Below are 20,080 nucleotides of genomic sequence, written 5' to 3' on the forward strand. Positions count from 1 at the left end.
TCCCGTTCGCGGGAAACCACAGAAGAGAGAGAACACCCGACTCATGACGATGACTGACCCGATCGCAGACATGCTCACGCGTCTGCGCAACGCCAACCAGGCGTACCACGACCAGGTCGCGATGCCCTACAGCAAGCTGAAGCAGGGCGTGGCCGAGATCCTGAAGCAGGAGGGGTACATCACCTCCTTCGACGTCGCCGACAACGAGGGCGTCGGCCAGACGCTGACGATCACCCTCAAGTTCGGCCGCAACCGCGAGCGCTCGATCGCCGGCGTACGCCGGATCAGCAAGCCCGGTCTGCGCGTCTACGCCAAGCACACCGGCCTGCCCAAGGTCCTCGGCGGACTCGGGGTGGCGATCATCTCGACCAGCCAGGGTCTGCTCACCGACCGCCAAGCCAACCAGAAGGGCGTGGGCGGAGAAGTCCTCGCCTACGTCTGGTAATCCGAGACCCAGATAGGAGACAGAAGCACATGTCGCGAATTGGCAAGCTGCCTGTTGCGGTCCCGTCGGGTGTCGACGTGGCGATCGACGGCGCGCTGGTGACGGTCAAGGGCCCCAAGGGGACCCTGAGCCACTCCGTCGCCGCGCCGATCGTGGTCGAGCAGGGCGAGGGCGTCCTGGACGTCAAGCGTCCCGACGACGAGCGCATCAGCAAGTCCCTGCACGGCCTGACCCGCACGCTGGTCAGCAACATGGTCGTCGGCGTGACCGACGGCTACGAGAAGAAGCTCGAGATCGTGGGCGTCGGTTACCGCGTCCTGTCGAAGGGCCCGACCCAGCTGGAGTTCCAGCTCGGCTACAGCCACTCGATCATCTTCGACGCACCCGAGGGCATCACCTTCACGGTCGAGGGCCCCACCAAGCTCGGTGTCGTCGGCATCGACAAGCAGCTCGTCGGCGAGACCGCCGCGAAGATCCGCAAGCTGCGCAAGCCCGAGCCCTACAAGGGCAAGGGCGTTCGGTACGCCGGCGAGCACATCCGCCGCAAGGTCGGAAAGGCTGGTAAGTAGTCCATGGCTATCAAGCTCAAGCAGCAGAAGCACGCGTCCAAGCGCCTGCAGTCGCGGCTCAAGCGCCAGGTGCGTGGTCGCAAGCGCATCCACGGCAGCGCCGAGCGCCCCCGTCTCGTGGTCACGCGCTCCACCAAGCACATCACCGTGCAGGTCGTCGACGACCTGGTCGGCAAGACCCTGGTCTCGGCCTCCACGATGGAGTCGGACCTTCGGTCCCACGACGGCGACAAGACCGCCAAGGCCACGCGCGTCGGTGAGCTCGTCGCCGAGCGCGCCAAGGCCCAGGGTGTCGAGTCGGTCGTCTTCGACCGCGCCGGCAACAAGTACCACGGTCGCATCGCGGCCCTGGCCGACGGGGCCCGCTCCGGCGGGCTGTCGTTCTGAGCCAGTAGAGAACTAGGGAGATAGAGACTCATGAGCGGAGCTCAGCGCGGACAGCGTGGGGGCGGCGATCGTCAGGGCCGTGGACGCGACGGAGGTCGCGGACAGGGTGCTGAGAAGAGCCAGTACCTCGAGCGCGTCGTAGCCATCAACCGTGTCGCCAAGGTCGTCAAGGGTGGTCGTCGCTTCAGCTTCACCGCCCTGGTGGTCGTCGGTGACGGTGACGGCATGGTCGGTGTCGGCTACGGCAAGGCCAAGGAGGTGCCCGCGGCGATCGCCAAGGGCGTCGAGGAGGCGAAGAAGGCATTCTTCCGCGTCCCTCGCATCCAGGGCACCATCCCGCACCCGGTCCAGGGTGAGAAGGCAGCCGGTGTCGTGTTCCTGCGGCCCGCCTCGCCCGGTACCGGTGTCATCGCCGGTGGTCCGGTGCGCGCGGTCCTGGAGTGCGCCGGCATCCATGACGTCCTCAGCAAGTCGCTGGGGTCGTCCAACCAGATCAACATCGTGCACGCGACCGTCGAGGCGCTGCGGATGCTCGAGCGTCCCGAGGCCGTCGCCTCGCGTCGTGGCCTGCCGGTCGAGGACGTCGCCCCGGCGGCGCTCCTGCGAGCCCAGGCCGAGGGCGAGAAGGCCGCTGCGGCCGCCACGGGGGTGTCCTCCTGATGGCGCAGCTCAAGATCCAGCAGCACCGCTCCACGATCGGGTGCAAGCCCAACCAGCGCGACACCGTTCGCTCGCTGGGGCTCAAGCGGATCGGTGACGTGGTCGTCAAGGAGGACCGCCCCGAGATCCGGGGCATGGTCCACACCGTTCGTCACCTCGTGACGGTCGAGGAGGTCAACTGACATGACGCTCAAGCTCCACCAGCTGCGCCCCGCGCCGGGCGCCAAGACCACCAAGACCCGCGTGGGTCGCGGTGAGGCATCCAAGGGAAAGACCGCCGGTCGCGGTACCAAGGGCACCAAGGCCCGCTACCAGGTCCCCGCCGCCTTCGAGGGTGGGCAGATGCCCATCCACATGCGGCTCCCGAAGCTCAAGGGCTTCAAGAACCCCTTCAAGGTCGAGTTCCAGGTGGTCAACCTGGACCGGATCACCGAGCTCTTCCCCGAGGGCGGCGACGTCGACGTCGCCTCGCTCGTCGAGCGCGGTGCGGTCCGCAAGGGTCACCCGGTCAAGGTTCTCGGCCAGGGCGACCTCGGCGTGAAGGTGTCGGTCACCGCCGACGCCTTCTCCGCCTCCGCGAAGGACAAGATCGAGGCCGCGGGCGGTTCCGTCACCGTCTCGTGACCTGATCGTGACCGAGCTCTGAACGTCCACGGGCGCCCTTGACCGGCCGGCATCGCATGCGATGCCTCAGCGTCGGTCCGGGGCGCCTGTGACGTGCTCAGGCTCCTGTTAGGCTTCCCAGGTCCCTGCGACCCGTCACCGTCTCGACGGGTCGTACCTGCGCGGGGACCCCATCAGCTGCAGAAAGAGGAATCGTGCTCAGCGCGTTCGTCAACGCCTTCCGAACCCCGGACCTGCGGCGCAAGCTGCTGTTCGTCCTGATGATCATCGTCATCTTCCGGGCCGGTTCCCAGATCCCCGCCCCGGGGGTCAACGTCGCCAACGTCCAGGAGTGTCTGGGTGACGCGGCCAACAACGACGGCGTCTACAACCTGATCAACCTGTTCTCCGGCGGTGCGCTGCTCCAGCTCACCGTCTTCGCGCTGGGGATCATGCCGTACATCACCGCCAGCATCATCCTGCAGCTGCTCGTCGTGGTCATCCCGCGGCTCGAGGCGCTGAAGAAGGAAGGTCAGGCGGGACAGACCAAGATCACCCAGTACACGCGCTACCTGACGCTGGGCCTCGCGCTGCTCCAGGCCACCGGCATCGTCGCCCTGGCCCGCTCGGGGAACCTGCTACAGAACTGCCCGCAGGACCTGCTGCACAGCGACAACCTCTCGACGTTCCTGACGATGGTCATCACGATGACCGCCGGCACCGCCGTGATCATGTGGCTCGGCGAGCTGATCACCGACCGCGGCGTCGGCAACGGCATGTCGATCCTGATCTTCACCCAGGTCGTCGCGACGTTCCCCTCGGGCCTGTGGTCCGTCGGTCGCCAGCAGGGCTGGTGGGTCTTCGGCGTCGTCCTGGCCGTCGGCCTGGTCATCGTGGCCGCGGTCATCTTCATCGAGCAGTCCCAGCGTCGGATCCCGGTGCAGTACGCCCGCCGGATGGTGGGACGCAAGATGTTCGGCGGCAGCTCGACGTACATCCCGTTGAAGGTCAACCAGGCCGGCATCATCCCGGTCATTTTCGCCTCGTCGCTGCTCTACCTCCCGGCGATGGCGGTGCAGTTCAACCAGACCAGCACCAACCCGGTGATCGACTTCCTCAACAGCTACCTCGTCGGGGGCGACCACCCGCTCTACATGGCCGTCTACTTCGGCCTCATCGTCTTCTTCACCTACTTCTACGTCTCCATCACGTTCAACCCGAACGAGGTGGCGGACAACATGAAGAAGTACGGCGGCTTCATCCCCGGGATCCGGGCGGGCAAGCCGACCGAGGACTACCTGTCCTACGTCCTGTCCCGCATCACGCTGCCCGGCGCTCTCTATCTGGGCCTCATCGCCCTGATCCCGCTGATCGCTCTGGTTCTCATCGACGCCAACCAGAACTTCCCCTTCGGCGGCACCTCGATCCTCATCATGGTCGGCGTCGCCCTGGACACGGTCAAGCAGATCGAGAGCCAGCTCCAGCAGCGCAACTACGAAGGGTTCCTGCGCTGATATGCGTCTGATTCTGATGGGTCCGCCCGGAGCTGGTAAGGGCACCCAGGCGACGTTCGTCGCCCAGCACTTCGGTATCCCCGCCATCTCGACCGGTGACATCTTCCGCGCCAACGTCGGTCAGGGCACGCCCCTGGGCCGGGAGGCGCAGAAGTACATGGACGCCGGGGAGTACGTCCCCGACGAGGTCACCAACAAGATGGTGCGCAACCGGATCGACGAGCCGGACGCCGAGCCGGGCTTCCTGCTCGACGGCTACCCGCGCACCACGGCCCAGGTCGCCGAGCTGGACGGGATGATCTCGTTCACCGGGCACCGGCTCGACGCAGCGGTGGTCCTCACGGTCAACGCCGAGGAGCTCGTGCAGCGACTTCTGCAGCGCGCCGAGAAGGACGGCCGGACCGACGACACCGAGGACGTCATCCGACGCCGCCAAGAGGTGTACGCCGAGCAGACCGAGCCCCTGATCGACGTCTACCGCTCCCGCGGCGTGCTCGTCGAGGTCGACGGCATGGGCGAGGTCGACGAGGTCACCGCCCGCATCTTCGCTGCCCTGGACGACCTCCCGCAGTCTTGATGGGGTGGCCTGATGGGATGGCGTGACCGCGGCATCCAGATCAAGACACCCGAGCAGATCGCGGGCATGCGCGTTGCCGGCCTCGTGGTCGGTCGCACCCTGGAGATGCTGCGCGACGTCGCGCGCCCGGGCCTGAGCACCGGGGCGCTCGACGAGGCGGCGGAGACCCACATCCGCCAGCTCGGAGCGACCCCGTCGTTCCTGGGCTACCACGGGTTCGCCGGGTCGATCTGCGTCTCGGTCAACGACCAGGTGGTCCACGGGGTCCCCGGGGCCCGAGTGCTGGCCGAGGGCGACGTCGTCTCGATCGACTGCGGCGCCATCGTTGACGGCTGGCACGGCGACGCGGCCACCACGATCGCCCTGGGCGAGGTGGGTGACGACGTACGAGCGCTGATGCGAGTCACCGAGGAGGCCATGTGGCGTGGGATCGCGGCTGCCAGGATCGCGGGGCGGGTCAGCGACATCTCCTTCGCCGTCGAGCAGCACGTCCGGGCGCAGGGCCCCTACGGGATCCTCGAGGACTACACCGGTCACAGCATCGGCACCGAGATGCACCAGCCGCCGGACGTGCCCAACTACGGCAGGGCCGGACGTGGCCCGCGCCTGGTCCCGGGCCTGGCCCTGGCCGTGGAACCGATGGTGACGCTCGGCAGCCCCGAGACCGACATCCTCGAGGATGACTGGACCGTGGTGACGAGCGACGGGTCCTGGGCGGCCCACAGCGAGCACACGTTCACGCTGACCGACGAGGGTTCCTGGGTGCTCACGGCGCTGGACGGCGGCAAGGCCGCGCTCGCCGTACTCGGCGTGCCGTACGGCGGCGACTGAGACCGACGGCTGGGACCGCGCCCGGGGTGCGACCACGTCGATGCGGCGGGCGCGAGGCCGCGTGGCAGACTCCCACCCCGTGGACGTCTCCCTTCTCGAATGGACCATCACGATCGCCGTCACGGTGGGCGTCCTGCTCTTCGACGTCGTGGTGATCGCGCGCAACCCGCACGAGCCGTCGATGAGGGAGTGCGCCGTGGCGCTCTCGATCTACGTCGGTGCGGCGATCGCCTTCGGGTGCTGGATCTTCCTCTTCCACGGATCCGCGGACGGCCACAACTTCGGCGTCGAGTTCTTCGCGGGCTGGCTGACCGAATACAGCCTCTCGATCGACAACCTCTTCGTCTTCATCATCTTGATGAACGCCCTCGCCGTGCCCCGCCACCTCCAGCAGGAGGCGTTGATGGTCGGCATCATCCTGGCGCTGATCTTCCGGGCGGTCTTCATCGCCGCCGGCTACACGCTGATCGAGAACTTCAGCTGGGTCTTCTACATCTTCGGCGCCTTCCTCGTCTACACCGCCTACACGCTGGTGAAGAGCTACCGCGACCACGACGACGAGGAGCACCCCGAGGAGAACGCCGTCGTCCTGTTCGCACGGCGTCGGCTCAACGTGGGTGAGGAGTTCCAGGGGCTCAAGCTCTGGTACCGCCTCGAGGGCATCCGCTTCGTCTCGCCGATGCTGATCGTGATCATCGCTCTCGGCACGACCGACATCCTCTTCGCGCTCGACTCGATCCCGGCGATCTTCGGCATCACCCAGGAGCCCTACCTGGTCTTCACCGCCAACGTGTTCGCCTTGATGGGCCTGCGTCAGCTCTACTTCCTGCTCGGCGGCCTCCTGCAGCGACTGGTCTACCTGTCGCTGGGGCTCTCCTTCATCCTGGCCTTCATCGGTGTCAAGCTCGTCCTGCACGCGCTGCACGAGAACGAGCTGCCGTTCCTCAACGGGGGCGAGCACATCACCGCCGTGCCCGAGATCAGCTCCCTGGTCAGCCTGGGCGTGATCGTGCTGACCCTGGTGATCACCGCCGTGGCCAGCCTGGCCAAGGACAAGCGCGACAACGAGCGCGACGAGGCCGGCGTCTGAGCCTGGACCCAGGGTGAGCCTCGGTCAGGCGCGGGCCCTCGCCGTCCGGGTGGTGCTCGGCCACACGACGTAGCGGTAGGCGGCGAAGTTGGCCACGAAGCTGACGCCGATCGAGACCACCTTCACGCCCAGCAGGACCAGGGTCGAGTCCGGGTCGAGGCCGGCCCTGTCCCCGGCCGCCAGCAGGAGGTGGATCACCAACGGCTGCAGCAGCCACATCACCGCGCCCGTGGTGGCGAGGAAGAGGGCTGCGTGGCGCAGGGTCAGTCGTCCCGCCTTGAAGGTGAACAGCCCGTTGACGACGAAGCTGAACGTCATCCCAGCGCTGGTGGAGACGAAGTTGGCCGCGATGATGCCGAGGTGGCCGTGCAGGAGCAGGAAGAGGCCCAGGTCCAGCAGGGTGTTGACGACTCCCACTGCGGCGAAGCGGCCGACGGTCGTACGGCGGCTCGGCGGCGTGCTGCCGCTCAGGAGGCACCGTCCCGGGAGCCTCGGGCAGCGAGCGCGATGGAGTACAGCGGCCGGTCCTGGGTCTCGACGTAGACCCGGCCGAGGTAGGACCCGATCACGCCCATCATGATCAGCTGCAGGCCGCTGAGCAGGAACATGCCGACGCCCAGGAACGCCCAGCCGGGCACGGACTGCTCGGGCGAGAAGATCCGCACGCCCGCGACGTAGAGGGCCAGCAGGATGGACAGCGCGGAGATCACGAAGCCCAGGCGCGAGATCCAGCGCAGGGGAGCGGTCGAGAATCCGACGATGCCGCTGGCGGCGAAGGAGATCATCTTGCGCAGCGGGTAGCCGCTCTCTCCGGCGAACCGCTCGTCCCGGTCGAAGAGGAGCGCCTCCTGCCGGAAGCCGACGTGCGCGACGATGCCCCGCAGGAAGCGATCGTGCTCGCGGTAGCGCGAGACCTCCTGGACGACCTTGGCGTCCATCAGCCGGAAGTCGCCGACGTTGCGCGGGATCTCGATGGAGGCCATCCGGTCGAGCACCCAGTAGAACCCGTAGGCGCTGGCGCGCTTGAACGCCGAGTCCCGACGGCTGCGGCGCTGGGCGAAGACGACGTCGACACCGCCCTCCCACAGGTCGACCATCTCCAGGCTGACCCGCGGCGGATCCTGGAGATCGGTGTCCATCACGATCACGGCGGCCGACTGTCCACTGGCATCGAGCCCGGCGGTGACGGCGATCTGGTGACCGAAGTTGCGCGAGAAGCTGAGGACCGTAACGCGGTCGTCCTCGGCCCGGAGCTCGAGCAGACGAGCCAGCGAGTCGTCCCGGCTGCCGTCGTCGACGTAGACGAACTCGAAGTCGTAGTCGGGGCGCTGCGACGTCGCCTCGATCAGCGCCGCGTGGAAGGCGCCGATGTTCTCCTCCTCGTTGTAGACCGGGAGGACGTAGCCGATCGTGCGACGGGGCGCGGTGGTCTCGTCGGTCTCAGACATGTGCATCGCTCTCGTAGTCCTCCGTCAGCCCGTGCGGCGTCTTCTCCCACCGGTGTGGGTCCCTGACCAATTGGTACAGGGCCCTCCAGGCAGCGACGCTGTGCAGCAGCCAGTAGACGGGTGTGAAGATCGCGAAGGCGCCGATGCGCCAGTTGTAGCGCCACGTGGCGGCGATCGCTGCGGAGACGATCATCATCGCATTGCCGAACAGGAACGTCGTGATGCTCGTGCCGACCACCCACGCCGGGAGGTCGAGGCCGATGAACTGGACGCCGACGTAGGTGGCCGCGGTGAACCCGAGCGCCAGTGGGTAGGCGAGGAACGCCAGGGGCGTGGCCATGATCAGGCCGACCATCCCGACGACGCCGCGGACACCCACCTGGCGCGCGAAGCGCAACGGGTGGCGCGTGTTGACCGCTGAGGTGACGAGGTAGCCCTTGATCCACCGGGTCCGCTGACGGATCCAGGCAGTGGTCTGGGAGCAGGCCTCCTCGCCGGTGCCCGACTCGATGACCGCGACGCGAAAGCCCTGCACGGAGGCGCGCAGCCCGGCGTCCGCGTCCTCGGTGACGTTGTAGGGGTCCCAGGCGCCCATCGACTGCAGTGCGGAGACACGGAAGTGGTTGGAGGTGCCGCCCAGGGGGAGCGGCAGGCCCGCCGCGTCCATGCCGGGGAGCATCGCCTCGAACCAGTGCGCGTACTCGATCGCGAACATCCGGGTCAGCACGTTGTAGTCGGCGTTGTAGTAGTAGAGCGAGGCCTGGACGACGGCGAGCGGGTTCTTGGTGCTCAGTCCCTCCGCGCGCTCGAGGTCGTCGCGGTCGAAGGCCGCGACGGCCTGACGCAGCTGGTCGCTGTCGGGGCGGTCCTCGGCGTCGAAGATGACCGCGAACTCGCCTCGCGCCAGCGCGAGGCCGTAGTTGCACGCGCGAGGCTTGGTCTGCGGCTTGCCGGGGGGTACGACGACGAGCCGGACGTACTCCGGTGGCCTCATCGCCCGAGCGACCGCGATGGTCTCCTCGTCGTCGGCCTCGAGCAGCAGCATCACGTCGAGCTTGGACTTGGGGTAGTCGAGGGAGCCGATGTTCTCGACGACCTTGGCGACGACGTTGGCCTCGTTGTAGACCGGGATCAGGATCGTGTACGTCGGCAGGTCGGCGTCTGCGCGTCGCTGACGCCAGATGGGGGGTAGCCCCCGGCGTTGCCGCTCACGCACCTCGGCGTGCCGCAGCCGGGACTGGTGAGCGCGTCGCCACGGCACGAGCACGGCAGCGAGCGTCTTGAAGAGGATCGCCGCCGAGAAGACGATGTTGGCCCCGGCGAGGACGAGCACGAAGCCGGTCCGTGGGGACAGGACGATGCCGACCAGCACGAGGAGCACGGCGACCACGGGGCTCCAGCGCTGCCACCGGGTGAGGCCCTCCAACGCGGACGACAGTGGCCGCTCGGTGGCGAGTCGGTCCTGCGACTCGAAGAGCAGCGTGTGCCGGTGTGCGGCCTCGATCGCGCGCCACAGGTCCCAGGACGTGGTGACCCGGAAGCTCAGCTCGGCGGGCCCGCAGAGCTCCAGGACCCGCTCCTCGACCGCGCGGGTCGGTGCCACGGTGGTGGCGACGATGAGCTGGTCGCCATCGCGCTTCCAGGGCACCCAGCCCTCTCGCAGGGCAACGGGATAGCTGACGGCCTGGACGAGGTCGTGGTCGGGGGGCTCGGCGATCAGGTCGACGCGGGGGGCTCCCCACTGCTCGGCCAGGGCGTCGAAGAGCTCACGCCGTCCGATCGCCCCACCGAGCACCAGCTGGTGGCCGAGATGGCCTCCCTCGGCGCGTTGGCGCAACAGGGCGGCCTCGAGCTGGTCCTCGGTGATCAACCCGGACGACAGCAGGCTCTGGCCGATCTCGAGCGGTGCCCTCACGACGTGCTCCCGCTCTTCTCCACGAACGGCGGGTCCTCCGGGTCGGAGATCCGCCGGTAGACGCCGAGGTCGGAGATCGCGTAGACGAGCCGGTAGTCGGTGGCGAACTGCGGGTCCTCGGCCATCTCCTCGGTCACCATGTCCAACGCCGAGCGAGTCGCGTAGTTGGTCACCTGGACGCGGTGCATGACCACCCAGCGAGCGTACTCCTGAGGATCGGCCAGGGCGTCGTCGAAGAGGTCGCCGGTCGCGCGGTTGTAGTACTCCCCGATGGGGACCCCGATGACCGGGGCGACGGCGAGCTTGTCGGCGCTCTCGTCCATCAAGATGCCGCCGCCGTCGTAGTTGGCGTGCAACCAGGTGGCCATCTCCTTGACGGGCGCGAAGGCGACCCGGCCGCTGTGGGCCTCCTCGATGACGGTCATCCGCTCACCCGGGTCGCCCGCCCACCAGAGGTTCTGACCCACGAGCAGGGCCGCCACCGCCAGGACCGTCGGCCACACGGCGATCCCGCGGGCGAGCCCGCGCACCTCGTGCACGAGCGCGGCGACCAGCAGGGCGACCCACGGGACGGCGGAGAGCACGTAGCGGTTGTTGTAGGCGCCGGTGGGGAGCGAGACGTCGTTGACCATGATGTGCTGGCCGGAGGTGAGGCTGAAGAGCAGGAACGCGCTCGACGTGCCGGCCAGCCAGATGAGCAGGGCGCGGTCGGACAGGCCCCACCGCGCCGTCGTCACGATCAGGCCGACACCGGCCAGGACGAGGGGCACGAGCCCGGCCGTCTCGAGCAGCGCCCACCCGAAGATCTCGAAGGACAGCCCCGGGTTGCCCTTGGTGGTGAGCTGGCCCTGCTGGATGAACACCTCGGTGAACGCGGCGGCGGAGTAGTTGCCGGTGAGGAACTCTAGCGGGTTGCCGTACCAGGCCGCGTTGTAGGCCAGCCACCAGCAGATCGATGCGAACGGCACGGCCGCGAAGGACAGCACGCACACCAGCGCACGCCGCAGCGTCTCGCCACGGCGTACGACGACGATGGCGACGAAGATGCTGCCGCTGATCACCAGGGCCCAGGCCTCGTAGCGGGTCAGGACGCCGGCGCCGGCCGGGATCCCGGCGAAGACCGCGAGCTCGCCACCGCTGAGCTTGCGGGAGCTGAACGCCCAGCCGGCCAGGCCGGCCAGGCACGCCAGGATGGCCGCGACGAGCACCGGCTCGGTCAGGGCGGTGGTGAAGGCGTAGAGCAGGCTGGGGTTCGCCAGCAGGACGGCCAGCCCGACGAGCCGGGCAGGACCCCCGAAGCCGAGGCGCGCCATCGTGCGGAACAGGGCTGTCGCGGCGATGCCGAGGCACAGCGTCCCGAGGATGCACGCGGCCACCCCGGTGCGGAAGAGGTAGAGGTTCTGCACGAGCGGGAGCAGCAGGAGGTGGGGCAGTGGCAGCCACACGGTGCCGAGCTGCTGGAGTCCCGGTGCCTTGCTGTCCAGGATCCTCCCGGAGATCGTGAGGTGCGCCATGGCGTCGCCGTAGTCGAGGTTGGACCCGGTCCGGACGGTGTAGACCGACGCGACGGTGCCGACGACGCAGCTGACCACGAAGACGGTGAGGCTCCCGGGCACGCGGCGACCTCGGGGCGCCTCACCGAAGGCCGTCCACGCGCGACTCGCCCGCCCGGCCCTGCCTGCTCGTGGCCGGTCGCCACGTCCGGGGACCCGGGGGTGGTCCGACCCCGAGGTGCGTGGTGCTGCGAGGTCGACGGCCATCAGGTGGTGCGGTCGTCGCCCAGGTCGTCCATGTCGCCCTCGTCGTCGTAGTCGTCGAACGCCCTGGGCGGAGCGTCGGCGCGGACCTGGGCGTCGACCAGCTGACGGACCTCGCGGTCACGTCGGTTGGTCCGCCACACCTGGTAGCCGAGGAGCAGGGCCAGGACGACGAAGCCGCCGACCAGCCACCAGATGAAGGGCCGACGCTCGTCGATCACCTCCTCCTGAGGCACCACGGCGTTCGAGCTGATGGTGAAGGGCCGGCGCTGTCCCGCCGAGACCAGGAGGTCGTCGGTCAGCCGGTTCCAGCCGCGCGTGGCGACGTACGTCGCGGCCGAGCGGCGCGCGGTGCTGAGGTCGGCGCCGGTGGGGCCCCACGAGCCGAGCATCAGGACGTCGCGCCCGCTGCCGCTGATCGCCTGGAAGGCGGCGTAGGGCTGGTCGGTGCCGACCCGGAAGCTGGCCTCGGCGTAGTCGACCAGGCGCATGCCGTCGAGGCGCAGCGGGGCCTTCAGATCGGTGGCGTCGCTCTCGGAGGCGCCCACGAGGAGCCCGCTCAGGTTGCTGTCGAGGAACTCGTCGGCATCGACGAGGGTGACGTCGAGGGGAGCCGACGCAGCCCGCTGCAGGGCCGAGACGAGGTAGGCGGCGTCGACCGCCGCGGTGACCCGGTCGGGCCCGCCGGGACGCAGCGCCACGGGCAGCTCGCCACCGAGGACCTGGGGGAAGGTCTGGAAGCCGCTGACCAGCCCGGTGCCGCGGGTCGCGGTGACCGACGACTTCTCCGCGTCGAAGTAGACCTCGATCGGCAGGGTCTCGGGACCCGAGCAGGTCTCGGACCGGGCGGTGGTCAGGGTGAACTCGAGCCCGTTGTCGGAGTTGATCAGGCTGGCGTCCGCGGTGGCGTCGATGGTCAGCTCCGGTCCGCCGCTCAGCACCTGGGAGTCGAGCAGGTAGCCGTTGAGGTAGGTGTTGAGCTGGGCCTTGGTGCCCTCGGGCAGGGCGGTGTGGGTGCCGGTGACGTGGATGTCGAGCGAGTCCACCGGACCGCCGAAGGCGTCCTGGCGCACGCCGACGTACTGCGTGGTGGTGCCTGGGCCGGTGAGCCTGATCGTCGACGACCCGAGGTCGGCCAAGGTCTGTCGCATCGTGGCGTCGCGAACCTTGAGCGTCTCGGCCAGCCCGGTGCTGGTCCCACCGGTGGCGAGCTCGAGCTGCTCGGAGCCGAGGGCCTGGGCCGCGCCGGCCAGCTCGGAGCCCGAGCCGGTGAGGATGAGGGTCGTGAGCCCGAAGCGGTTGACGATCTTCGTCGCGACCGGTCCCGACCCCGGCACGATGCGCACCACGCGCTGGGTGACGTCGGTGCGCGGCAGCACCGCGGAGGCCGGGTTGAGGGCGACCGGTGTGGTGTCGTCGTACTTGGCGCTGAGCGCTGCCACCGCCGTCAGGCCCGCAGCCAGGAACTCGTCGGAGGCGCCGCTGGGCACGACGACGTCGACGCGTGAGGACGCAGCGGGGAAGAAGGCCGCCAACGAACCCGGAGCGGTCGGCGTGCCGGAGTACCGCAGCCGCAGGTCGCTGAAGACCACGTCGGCCCCGGCATCGGGGTCGGGGCAGCGACCCGTCTCGGTGTAGGTCAGCCGGATCGTGAGGCTGTTGTTGGCGTCGAGGTCGCCGGCGCGCACGGGGACCAGGAAGGCCGGCGAAGAGGTGGCGGCGACGTCGCGCACCACCCGGTTGCCGACGGCGAACTGGAGGCGACCGGTGACACCGGGCGCCACCTCGAGTCGACCGCGCACGCCGACGGGCGTGGCGCCGATCGGCACCGGGACGTCCAGCGTGACGCTGCTCTGCGCCCGAGTCGTCAGCGAGCCGGCTGCGTCGATGTCGTCGGCCCGGGCGGGGGTCGCGAGCGCCGGCACGAGCAGGGCCCCGATCACCGCCGCCAGCAGGAACAGCGCGGCCGGTCGTCGTGATGCGTGATGGATCGCAGGCCTCGTTCGCACGCGAACACCCCCCAGTGTCGTGGCTTGAGGTACCAGCATGAGGGAGCGAGCACGGCCGTGCAAGTGCGGGCGCGACAAACGTCGCCCTGGCACTGTGGTGCCGGGCACATCCGGGGGAGTTGAGCGTGCAGTGCGAAGATCATGCCATGCCTGCACGCTTCGTCGACGTACATTCAGAGAATCCTCAGCCCCGCCGGGTCCAGCAGATCGTCGAGGCCCTGCGGGACGACGCCCTGATCGCCTATCCGACCGACTCCGGCTACGCGCTGGGTTCGCGCGTGGGCAACCGGGAGGGGCGTGACCGGATCCTGCGGATCCGTGGTCTCGACGATCGGCACCACTTCACCCTGGTCTGCAAGGACTTCGCCCAGCTCGGGTCGCTCGTGCACGTGGACAACGCCGCGTTCCGGGCCATCCGCGCGGCGACGCCCGGGCCGTACACGTTCATCCTGACGGCGATGCCCGAGGTGCCCAAGCGGCTGCTGCACCCGAAGAAGAAGACGGTCGGGGTGCGGATCCCCGAGCACCCGTTCGTGCGCGCGCTCCTCGAGGAGCTCGGCGAGCCGCTGTTGAGCAGCTCACTGATCATGCCGGGTGAGACCGAGCCTCGCACGGTGGGCTGGGAGATCAAGGAGGAGCTCGACCACGACCTGGACATCGTCGTGGAGGCCGGGGAGACCACCGCGGAGCCGACGACCGTGGTCGACTTCTCCACCGGGGTGCCGGAGGTGCTCAGGCGCGGAGCCGGCGACCCGGACCGCTTCGAGTGAGCGACTCGCGCTGGACTCGGACCCGGACCCGAACGACGAGCACGGCCAGGGCGAGCAGGTAGCCGATCACCAGGGCGAGGCTGTGGTGGGACAGGCCCGAGACGATGGCCTGGACCAGACCGTCCTCGGCACGGGCGATCGACTCGGAGCGCGTCATCGCCAGGAGGGTGAAGGTCGCCAGCATCAGGATCGGTGGGAGCACCCCGACGGTGAAGAAGTCGCGGGGATGCACGGCCAGCGCCAGGGCCAGGCAGAGCAGGACGAACGCCAGGTCGAAGAGCAGACCGATCTGACCACCGAGGACCAGGTCGAGGGCTGCTGCCGTGAGGGCGAGCGCCACTCCGAGCGCGGCCATCTCGCGACCGGACTCGTGACCTTCTTCCCACACCGTGCGGGAGGCGGGCAGGCTCACCGGACCACCGTACGGGCGCTCGGTGGCTCGTCGGTGTCGCCGCGCCGGTCGACCGCGCGGAGCTCGACGGGACGCGGCGAGTCGAGGGTGTCGTCGGTGACGCCGAGGTCGGAGAAGCGCCGCGCTCCCACGAGGACCCGCGACTCCAGCGACCCGACCGCCGAGTTGAAGTGGCCGACCGCGGCGTTCAGGGAGCGCCCGACCTGGTCGAGGTGAGTGCTGAACGTGCCGAGGCGGTGGTGCAGGTCGCGGCCGAGCCGGTGGATCTCCGCGGCCTGGAGGGTCAGCGTCTCGTGGCTCCAGCCGTGGGCGACCGTGCGGAGCAGGGCGATCAGGGTCGTCGGCGTCGCCAGGACCACCTGACGCGCCGCGGCGTGCTCGATCAGGGTCGGGTCGGCCTCCAGCGCGGCCGAGAGGAACGACTCCGCCGGCACGAAGAGCACCACGAACTCCGGGGTCTCGCTCAGCGAGCGCCAGTAGGCCTTCGACCCGAGAGCGTCGACGTGCGTGCGCAGCTGCCGGGCGTGGCGGTCGAGGTGGTGCTCGCGCTCCTCCTCGTCGTCGGTGCCGGTGGCGTCGAGGTAGGCGTCCAACGGGACCTTGGCGTCGAGCACGACCTGACGGCCCCCGGAGAGGTGCACGACCAGGTCGGGGCGCAGGGCTCCGTCGTCGAGCTGGACCTGCTCGTGGAAGTCGCAACGCTCGACGAGGCCGGCCAGCTCGACGGCCCGGCGCAGGTGCAGCTCTCCCCAGCGTCCACGGACCTGCGGCCGACGCAGAGCCGTCGACAGGCTCTGCGTCTCGCGCCGCAGGGTCTCGGTGGACAAGCGCATGTCGGAGACCTGCTCGTGCAGCTGGCTCTGCCAGGCCACGCGGGTGTGCTCCAGGTCGCGCATCTGGTCGTGAAGCCGCTCCAGGCTCTCGCGGACGACGGCCTCCTCGGCGACTCGGTGGTCCAGGGCGCGTGCCAGGCGGCTCTGGTCGGGGGAGTCGGGGCGCGGGCGAAGGACGCCGGCGGCATACCCCAGGGCGCCACCGATCGTGCCGCCGAGCGCCAGGGCGGCGCACCCGAGGAGCAGCAGGGCCGGGATCGAGATCTCCATGGGGTCAGCATGGCGGTGGGCACCGACAACGCCGGGGACCCGACGTACCCGGGGCCGGCGAGCGGGGTGTCAGCCCTCGTGGTCGGGGTGCGGCTCGAGGTGGGGCAGGCACAGCCCGTGCTCGGTGACCGCGGCGAGGACGTCGGCTGCGGGTGCGGGCGGTGCGAGCAGGGTCCCCTGACCCAGGCCGACCCCGATGGAGCGGGCGTACCCGAGCTCCTGGGCGGTCTCGATCCCTTCCGCGACGGGCGTCAGGGACAGGTCGTCGAGCATGTGCGAGACGTGGCCGAGCAGGGTCCGGCCCGCCTCACCGCCGCCCTCCGCGACCAGGCTGCGATCGAGCTTGACCCATTCCCAGGGCCAGCTGTTCAGCAGTCCGAGTGCGGAGTAGCCGACCCCGAAGTCGTCGACGGCGAAGCCGATGCCGGCGTCGGCGAGCTCGGTGGCGAGGATGCGCTGCGACGGCGTCCAGCGGGCGACGTGTCGCTCGGAGATCTCCAGCACCAGGTGCACGTCGGTGCCCTCGAGGCGCTGCGGCAGCGTCTCGAGGAGGTAGCTGCCGCTGCGGAGCTGCTCGAACTCCAGGTTGATGCTCAACGCCACCGGAGCGCTCGCGAGCCGCTCGACCGCGCGCATCGTGGCCAGCGCGCTGTCGAGGACCACCTCGGTGAGCTCGTCGAGCATGCGGAGCTTGGAGGCCGAGCCGACCAGGAGCAACGGCGAGACCTGACCGACCTCGAGGTGCTGCCCGCGGACCAGGGCCTCGTAGCCGTGGATCGCTCCGGAGCGCAGGTCGACGATCGGCTGGAAGGCCACCCGGACCCGACCCTCGTCCAGCATCTCGCGGAGCAGCGTGCTCTCGTCGTACCACCGAGGGGGGCGCTGGCCGGGACGCGAGCGCTTGTTGTCGCGCATCCGGCGCTCGGCGGAGCGCAACAGCAGCTCGGGGTCGTCGGCGGCCGAGATCGACAGCTGAGCGCCGATGCTGACGTCGATCGACAGCATCAGGTCGCCGACCGGGATGGGCGCCCGCAGCAGCCGGGTCAGCTCCTCGACGATCCCGTCGAGGTGCTCCTGGCCCTCGACCTTGCGCAGCACGACCGCGAACTCGTCGCCGCCCATCCGTGCGGCGATCGACCCTTCGGGGAACGGGCCGTAGCGCAGCCGGGCACCCACCTCGCGCAGCACCTCGTCGGCCTCGAGGTGGCCGAACTGCTCGTTGAGCTCCTTGAACCGGTCGATGTCGAGGAAGAGGACACCGAGGTACTCGGAGTGACGCTCGATCATCACGTCCTCGACGAGCTCGCGGAAGAACCCGTGCTGCCACAGCCCGGTCAGGTCGTCGGTCAGGGCGCGTCGGCGCAGGTGCTCGTCGCGGCGTGCGGCGTGCTTCGAAGCGGTCGCCATGGTGGCGAGGGCGGTCAGTACGCGGTGGTCGAGACTGCTGAAGATGGCGCTCCCGAAGGGACGACGGGCGACCAGGTAGCGACCGTCCCCGAAGACGAAGCTCGCATCGGGCGGTGGCGCCGGCACGATCTCGACCGAGATCGTCGCGTCGACGGCGTGGGAGCACCACTCGACCAGGAGCTGCTCGATCGCGTCCTCAGGCCAGGGCATCTCGATCGCGGCGTCGGCCAGCACGTCGATGAGCTCGCGCTCCGGCGTGACCTCAGGCGCGGTCGCCGCCGGCACCGGGGGCTCCTCGACGGCGGGGGGTTCGGGTGGTGGTGCCTCCTCGGGCTCCGGCTCGCGGCGCGGCCCGTCGGCCATCAGGTAGGTGATGGGCTGTTTCTGCCGTCGTCGCCGGCGGCCCTTCATGTCGATCCGTCGGTGGCCACGTCGACCAGGTCGACCACGACGGGGGCGTGGTCGGAGGCGCCCTTGCCCGCGCGCTCGTCGCGGTCGACGAAAGCGCCGGTCACGCGGGCTGCCAACGGAGGTGACCCGAGCACGAAGTCGATGCGCATCCCGCGGTTGCGCTCGAAGCGCTGCCGGTAGTAGTCCCAGTAGGTGTAGCTGTCCGGCTCGGGTGTGTGGGGTCGTACGACGTCGACGTACCCGTCGTCGAGGAAGCCGTTGAACGCCGCGCGCTCGCGCGGGGTCACGTGGGTGCTGGTCGCGAACTGGGCGATGTCGAAGACGTCGTCGTCGGTGGGCGCGATGTTCCAGTCACCGACCAGGGCGGTCGGCTGGTCGGTCCAGGCCGTGGCGGACTCGCGGAGTCGGGCCAGCCAGTCGAGCTTGTAGCTGAAGTGCGGGTCGTCGACCTTGCGACCGTTGGGGACGTAGAGGGACCAGATCCGTACGCCGCCGCAGGTCGCGCCGATCGCGCGGGCCTCGGCCGCCGGTGGGTCGCCGAAGGCGGGCATCTCGGGGAAGCCGACCTCGACGTCCTCCAGGCCGACGCGGCTGATGATCGCGACGCCGTTCCACTGGTGGTAGCCGGCCGCGGCGACGTCGTACCCCAGGGACTGCAGGCCCATCAGCGGCAGCTGGTCCTCGCGCGCCTTGGTCTCCTGCACCGCCAGCACGTCGATGTCGTGACGCGTCAGGAAGGCCTCGACGCGGTCGATGCGCGAGCGCAGAGAGTTGACGTTCCAGGTGGCCAGGCGCACCAGGTCAGCCTAGACGGCGGGTGCCGTGTCCATGGTGGCCGCGCTCCCGGCGTACGGCGAAGTGACCGCGAGGTGGCGGCTCCGTAGACTCCCCGCTCGTGGCACTCACCATCGGTATCGTCGGACTCCCCAACGCGGGCAAGTCGACCCTCTTCAACGCCCTGACCAAGAACAACGTGCTGGCGGCGAACTACCCGTTCGCCACGATCGAGCCGAACGTCGGGGTGGTCGGGGTCCCCGACGAGCGCCTGCCGCAGCTGGCCGAGGTCTTCGGATCCGCCAAGCAGCTGCCCGCGACGGTCGAGTTCGTCGACATCGCCGGCATCGTGGCCGGTGCCTCGCAGGGCGAGGGGCTGGGCAACAAGTTCCTGTCCCACATCCGCGAGTCGGCCGCGATCTGCCAGGTGACCCGGGTCTTCCGTGACGAGGACGTCACCCACGTCGACGGCGAGGTCAACCCGGGCAACGACATCTCGACGATCCAGACCGAGCTGATCCTGGCAGACCTCCAGACGGTCGAGAAGGCGATCCCGCGGCTGGAGAAGGAGGCGCGCGCCAAGAAGGAGCTGGCCGCCAACCTCGCGGCGACCAAGGAGGCGATGGAGCACCTCGAGGCCGGTACGCCGATCATCTCGACCGACATCGATCGCGACCTGGTCCGCGAGCTGTCCCTGCTGACCGCCAAGCCCTTCATCTACGTCTTCAACTGCGACGCCGACGAGCTCGCCGACGACGACCTCAAGGCGAAGATGCAGGCCCTGGTCGCACCCGCCGAGGCAATCTTCCTGGACGCGAAGTTCGAGGCCGAGCTCGTCGAGCTCGGCGACGACGACGAGGCCCGCGAGATGCTCGCCGAGATGGGCGTGACCGAGCCCGGCCTGGACACCCTCGCCCGCGTCGGCTTCGACACCCTCGGACTGCAGACCTACCTCACCGCCGGCCCCAAGGAGTCGCGCGCCTGGACGATCAAGAAGGGCGCCACCGCACCCGAGGCTGCCGGCGTGATCCACACCGACTTCCAGAAGGGTTTCATCAAGGCCGAGATCGTCTCGTTCGACGACCTGATGTCCACGGGCTCGATGGCCAAGGCCAAGGAGGCCGGTCGGGTGCGCATCGAGGGCAAGGACTACGTGATGGCCGACGGCGACGTGGTGGAGTTCCGGTTCAACGTCTGAATCGGCCTGTTCGCGCAGGTCAGAGGCTTACCTGTCAGAGCCGCACAATTGTGGAGTTGTGGCAGGGTCTGGGCCGCACAACGTGCCACAACGGCACAATTGTGCCGTTTGGACAGCCCTCACGGCGCCAGAAAGGCCAGGACGACGTCCTCGGCCGCGCGGGTGAGGTCGCGCCTGCAGAGGCTGCGTAGCGTCGACAG

Annotated in this window: 21 protein-coding genes; 12 read left to right on the top strand and 9 right to left on the bottom strand. The window is 69.4% G+C overall.

Annotated features, from left to right (window positions below; all coding sequences use genetic code 11):
* Positions 1-43 precede the first annotated feature (43 nt).
* From rpsH to Q1K33_RS10600, 10 genes are all read left to right on the top strand, one after another.
* Positions 44-445 carry a 30S ribosomal protein S8 gene (gene rpsH / locus Q1K33_RS10555; protein ID WP_300403651.1) on the top strand — a complete coding sequence of 134 codons (402 nt, stop codon included), beginning with the start codon at positions 44-46 and terminating at the stop codon, positions 443-445.
* Between the two features lie 29 nt (positions 446-474).
* Positions 475-1,014, top strand: a complete 540-nt coding sequence (gene rplF / locus Q1K33_RS10560; protein WP_300403653.1) for a 50S ribosomal protein L6 — start codon at positions 475-477, stop codon at positions 1,012-1,014.
* Between the two features lie 3 nt (positions 1,015-1,017).
* On the top strand, positions 1,018-1,401 hold the full coding sequence (gene rplR / locus Q1K33_RS10565; protein WP_300403655.1) for a 50S ribosomal protein L18: 384 nt from the start codon (positions 1,018-1,020) through the stop codon (positions 1,399-1,401).
* Positions 1,402-1,431: 30 nt separating this feature from the next.
* Positions 1,432-2,061 (top strand): 30S ribosomal protein S5, encoded by a 630-nt coding sequence (gene rpsE / locus Q1K33_RS10570; protein ID WP_300403657.1) that lies wholly within the window; start codon positions 1,432-1,434, stop codon positions 2,059-2,061.
* A complete protein-coding gene (rpmD, locus tag Q1K33_RS10575; protein ID WP_300403659.1) occupies positions 2,061-2,243 on the top strand; it encodes a 50S ribosomal protein L30 in 183 nt (60 codons plus the stop codon). The genes rpsE and rpmD overlap by 1 nt, the downstream gene beginning before the upstream one ends.
* Before the next feature lies 1 nt (position 2,244).
* Positions 2,245-2,685, top strand: coding sequence for a 50S ribosomal protein L15 (gene rplO / locus Q1K33_RS10580; protein ID WP_300403661.1), 441 nt, complete (start codon positions 2,245-2,247; stop codon positions 2,683-2,685).
* Between the two features lie 194 nt (positions 2,686-2,879).
* On the top strand, positions 2,880-4,178 hold the full coding sequence (gene secY / locus Q1K33_RS10585) for a preprotein translocase subunit SecY (RefSeq protein WP_300403663.1): 1,299 nt from the start codon (positions 2,880-2,882) through the stop codon (positions 4,176-4,178).
* A 1-nt stretch (position 4,179) separates the two neighbouring features.
* A complete protein-coding gene (locus Q1K33_RS10590; protein ID WP_300403665.1) occupies positions 4,180-4,755 on the top strand; it encodes an adenylate kinase in 576 nt (191 codons plus the stop codon).
* A 12-nt stretch (positions 4,756-4,767) separates the two neighbouring features.
* A complete protein-coding gene (map, locus tag Q1K33_RS10595) occupies positions 4,768-5,586 on the top strand; it encodes a type I methionyl aminopeptidase (protein ID WP_300403667.1) in 819 nt (272 codons plus the stop codon).
* 79 nt (positions 5,587-5,665) lie between these two features.
* The gene (locus Q1K33_RS10600) at positions 5,666-6,676 is read left to right on the top strand and encodes a TerC family protein (protein WP_300403669.1); all 1,011 of its coding nucleotides are present in this window, start codon (positions 5,666-5,668) and stop codon (positions 6,674-6,676) included.
* A 24-nt stretch (positions 6,677-6,700) separates the two neighbouring features.
* Here the strand turns inward: Q1K33_RS10600 and Q1K33_RS10605 are convergent, their stop codons facing one another.
* The 5 genes from Q1K33_RS10605 to Q1K33_RS10625 all read right to left on the bottom strand — a co-directional run bounded on the left by Q1K33_RS10605 (position 6,701) and on the right by Q1K33_RS10625 (position 13,805).
* Positions 6,701-7,093: a GtrA family protein gene (locus Q1K33_RS10605; protein ID WP_300403671.1), complete on the bottom strand. Its 393-nt coding sequence runs from the start codon at positions 7,091-7,093 to the stop codon at positions 6,701-6,703.
* 50 nt (positions 7,094-7,143) lie between these two features.
* Positions 7,144-8,124: a glycosyltransferase family 2 protein gene (locus tag Q1K33_RS10610; protein WP_300403673.1), complete on the bottom strand. Its 981-nt coding sequence runs from the start codon at positions 8,122-8,124 to the stop codon at positions 7,144-7,146.
* Positions 8,117-10,039 carry a glycosyltransferase gene (locus Q1K33_RS10615; protein ID WP_300403675.1) on the bottom strand — a complete coding sequence of 641 codons (1,923 nt, stop codon included), beginning with the start codon at positions 10,037-10,039 and terminating at the stop codon, positions 8,117-8,119. Before Q1K33_RS10615 ends, Q1K33_RS10610 begins: the two co-directional genes overlap by 8 nt.
* Positions 10,036-11,655 carry a hypothetical protein gene (locus tag Q1K33_RS10620; protein WP_300403677.1) on the bottom strand — a complete coding sequence of 540 codons (1,620 nt, stop codon included), beginning with the start codon at positions 11,653-11,655 and terminating at the stop codon, positions 10,036-10,038. The genes Q1K33_RS10615 and Q1K33_RS10620 overlap by 4 nt, the downstream gene beginning before the upstream one ends.
* Positions 11,656-11,798: 143 nt before the next feature.
* Complete coding sequence (locus tag Q1K33_RS10625; protein ID WP_300403679.1) at positions 11,799-13,805, bottom strand: cellulose biosynthesis cyclic di-GMP-binding regulatory protein BcsB; 2,007 nt, start codon at positions 13,803-13,805, stop codon at positions 11,799-11,801.
* A gap of 146 nt (positions 13,806-13,951) precedes the next feature.
* Here Q1K33_RS10625 and Q1K33_RS10630 point away from each other — a divergent pair, with 146 nt between their 5' ends.
* Positions 13,952-14,575, top strand: coding sequence for an L-threonylcarbamoyladenylate synthase (locus Q1K33_RS10630; RefSeq protein ID WP_300403681.1), 624 nt, complete (start codon positions 13,952-13,954; stop codon positions 14,573-14,575).
* Here the strand turns inward: Q1K33_RS10630 and Q1K33_RS10635 are convergent.
* From Q1K33_RS10635 to Q1K33_RS10650, 4 genes are all read right to left on the bottom strand, one after another.
* On the bottom strand, positions 14,538-14,987 hold the full coding sequence (locus Q1K33_RS10635; protein ID WP_300403683.1) for a DUF6542 domain-containing protein: 450 nt from the start codon (positions 14,985-14,987) through the stop codon (positions 14,538-14,540). The two genes, Q1K33_RS10630 and Q1K33_RS10635, sit on opposite strands and share 38 nt — an antisense overlap.
* Positions 14,984-16,090 (bottom strand): DNA recombination protein RmuC, encoded by a 1,107-nt coding sequence (locus Q1K33_RS10640; RefSeq protein ID WP_300403685.1) that lies wholly within the window; start codon positions 16,088-16,090, stop codon positions 14,984-14,986. Before Q1K33_RS10640 ends, Q1K33_RS10635 begins: the two co-directional genes overlap by 4 nt.
* 69 nt (positions 16,091-16,159) lie before the next feature.
* Entirely contained in the window at positions 16,160-17,908 is a 1,749-nt protein-coding gene (locus Q1K33_RS10645) for a bifunctional diguanylate cyclase/phosphodiesterase (RefSeq protein WP_300403687.1), read from the bottom strand.
* On the bottom strand, positions 17,905-18,705 hold the full coding sequence (locus Q1K33_RS10650) for an exodeoxyribonuclease III (RefSeq protein WP_300403689.1): 801 nt from the start codon (positions 18,703-18,705) through the stop codon (positions 17,905-17,907). The genes Q1K33_RS10645 and Q1K33_RS10650 overlap by 4 nt, the downstream gene beginning before the upstream one ends.
* Before the next feature lie 98 nt (positions 18,706-18,803).
* Here Q1K33_RS10650 and ychF point away from each other — a divergent pair, with 98 nt between their 5' ends.
* A complete protein-coding gene (gene ychF, locus Q1K33_RS10655; RefSeq protein WP_300403692.1) occupies positions 18,804-19,880 on the top strand; it encodes a redox-regulated ATPase YchF in 1,077 nt (358 codons plus the stop codon).
* Positions 19,881-20,080 lie beyond the last annotated feature (200 nt).

Origin of the sequence: Nocardioides sp., assembly GCF_029937575.1 — a bacterium.
GTDB lineage: Bacteria > Actinomycetota > Actinomycetes > Propionibacteriales > Nocardioidaceae > Nocardioides.

What these genes read in the sequence shown, in the direction of transcription:
- rplR (WP_300403655.1), top strand. Translation starts at nt 1,018, where the DNA reads ATGGCTATCAAGCTCAAGCAGCAGAAGCACGCGTCCAAGCGCCTGCAG.
- Q1K33_RS10640 (WP_300403685.1), bottom strand. Translation starts at nt 16,090, where the DNA reads ATGGAGATCTCGATCCCGGCCCTGCTGCTCCTCGGGTGCGCCGCCCTG.
- Q1K33_RS10610 (WP_300403673.1), bottom strand. Translation starts at nt 8,124, where the DNA reads ATGTCTGAGACCGACGAGACCACCGCGCCCCGTCGCACGATCGGCTAC.
- rplO (WP_300403661.1), top strand. Translation starts at nt 2,245, where the DNA reads ATGACGCTCAAGCTCCACCAGCTGCGCCCCGCGCCGGGCGCCAAGACC.
- map (WP_300403667.1), top strand. Translation starts at nt 4,768, where the DNA reads ATGGGATGGCGTGACCGCGGCATCCAGATCAAGACACCCGAGCAGATC.
- rpsH (WP_300403651.1), top strand. Translation starts at nt 44, where the DNA reads ATGACGATGACTGACCCGATCGCAGACATGCTCACGCGTCTGCGCAAC.
- Q1K33_RS10590 (WP_300403665.1), top strand. Translation starts at nt 4,180, where the DNA reads ATGCGTCTGATTCTGATGGGTCCGCCCGGAGCTGGTAAGGGCACCCAG.
- Q1K33_RS10645 (WP_300403687.1), bottom strand. Translation starts at nt 17,908, where the DNA reads ATGAAGGGCCGCCGGCGACGACGGCAGAAACAGCCCATCACCTACCTG.
- rplF (WP_300403653.1), top strand. Translation starts at nt 475, where the DNA reads ATGTCGCGAATTGGCAAGCTGCCTGTTGCGGTCCCGTCGGGTGTCGAC.
- Q1K33_RS10630 (WP_300403681.1), top strand. Translation starts at nt 13,952, where the DNA reads ATGCCTGCACGCTTCGTCGACGTACATTCAGAGAATCCTCAGCCCCGC.
- rpmD (WP_300403659.1), top strand. Translation starts at nt 2,061, where the DNA reads ATGGCGCAGCTCAAGATCCAGCAGCACCGCTCCACGATCGGGTGCAAG.
- rpsE (WP_300403657.1), top strand. Translation starts at nt 1,432, where the DNA reads ATGAGCGGAGCTCAGCGCGGACAGCGTGGGGGCGGCGATCGTCAGGGC.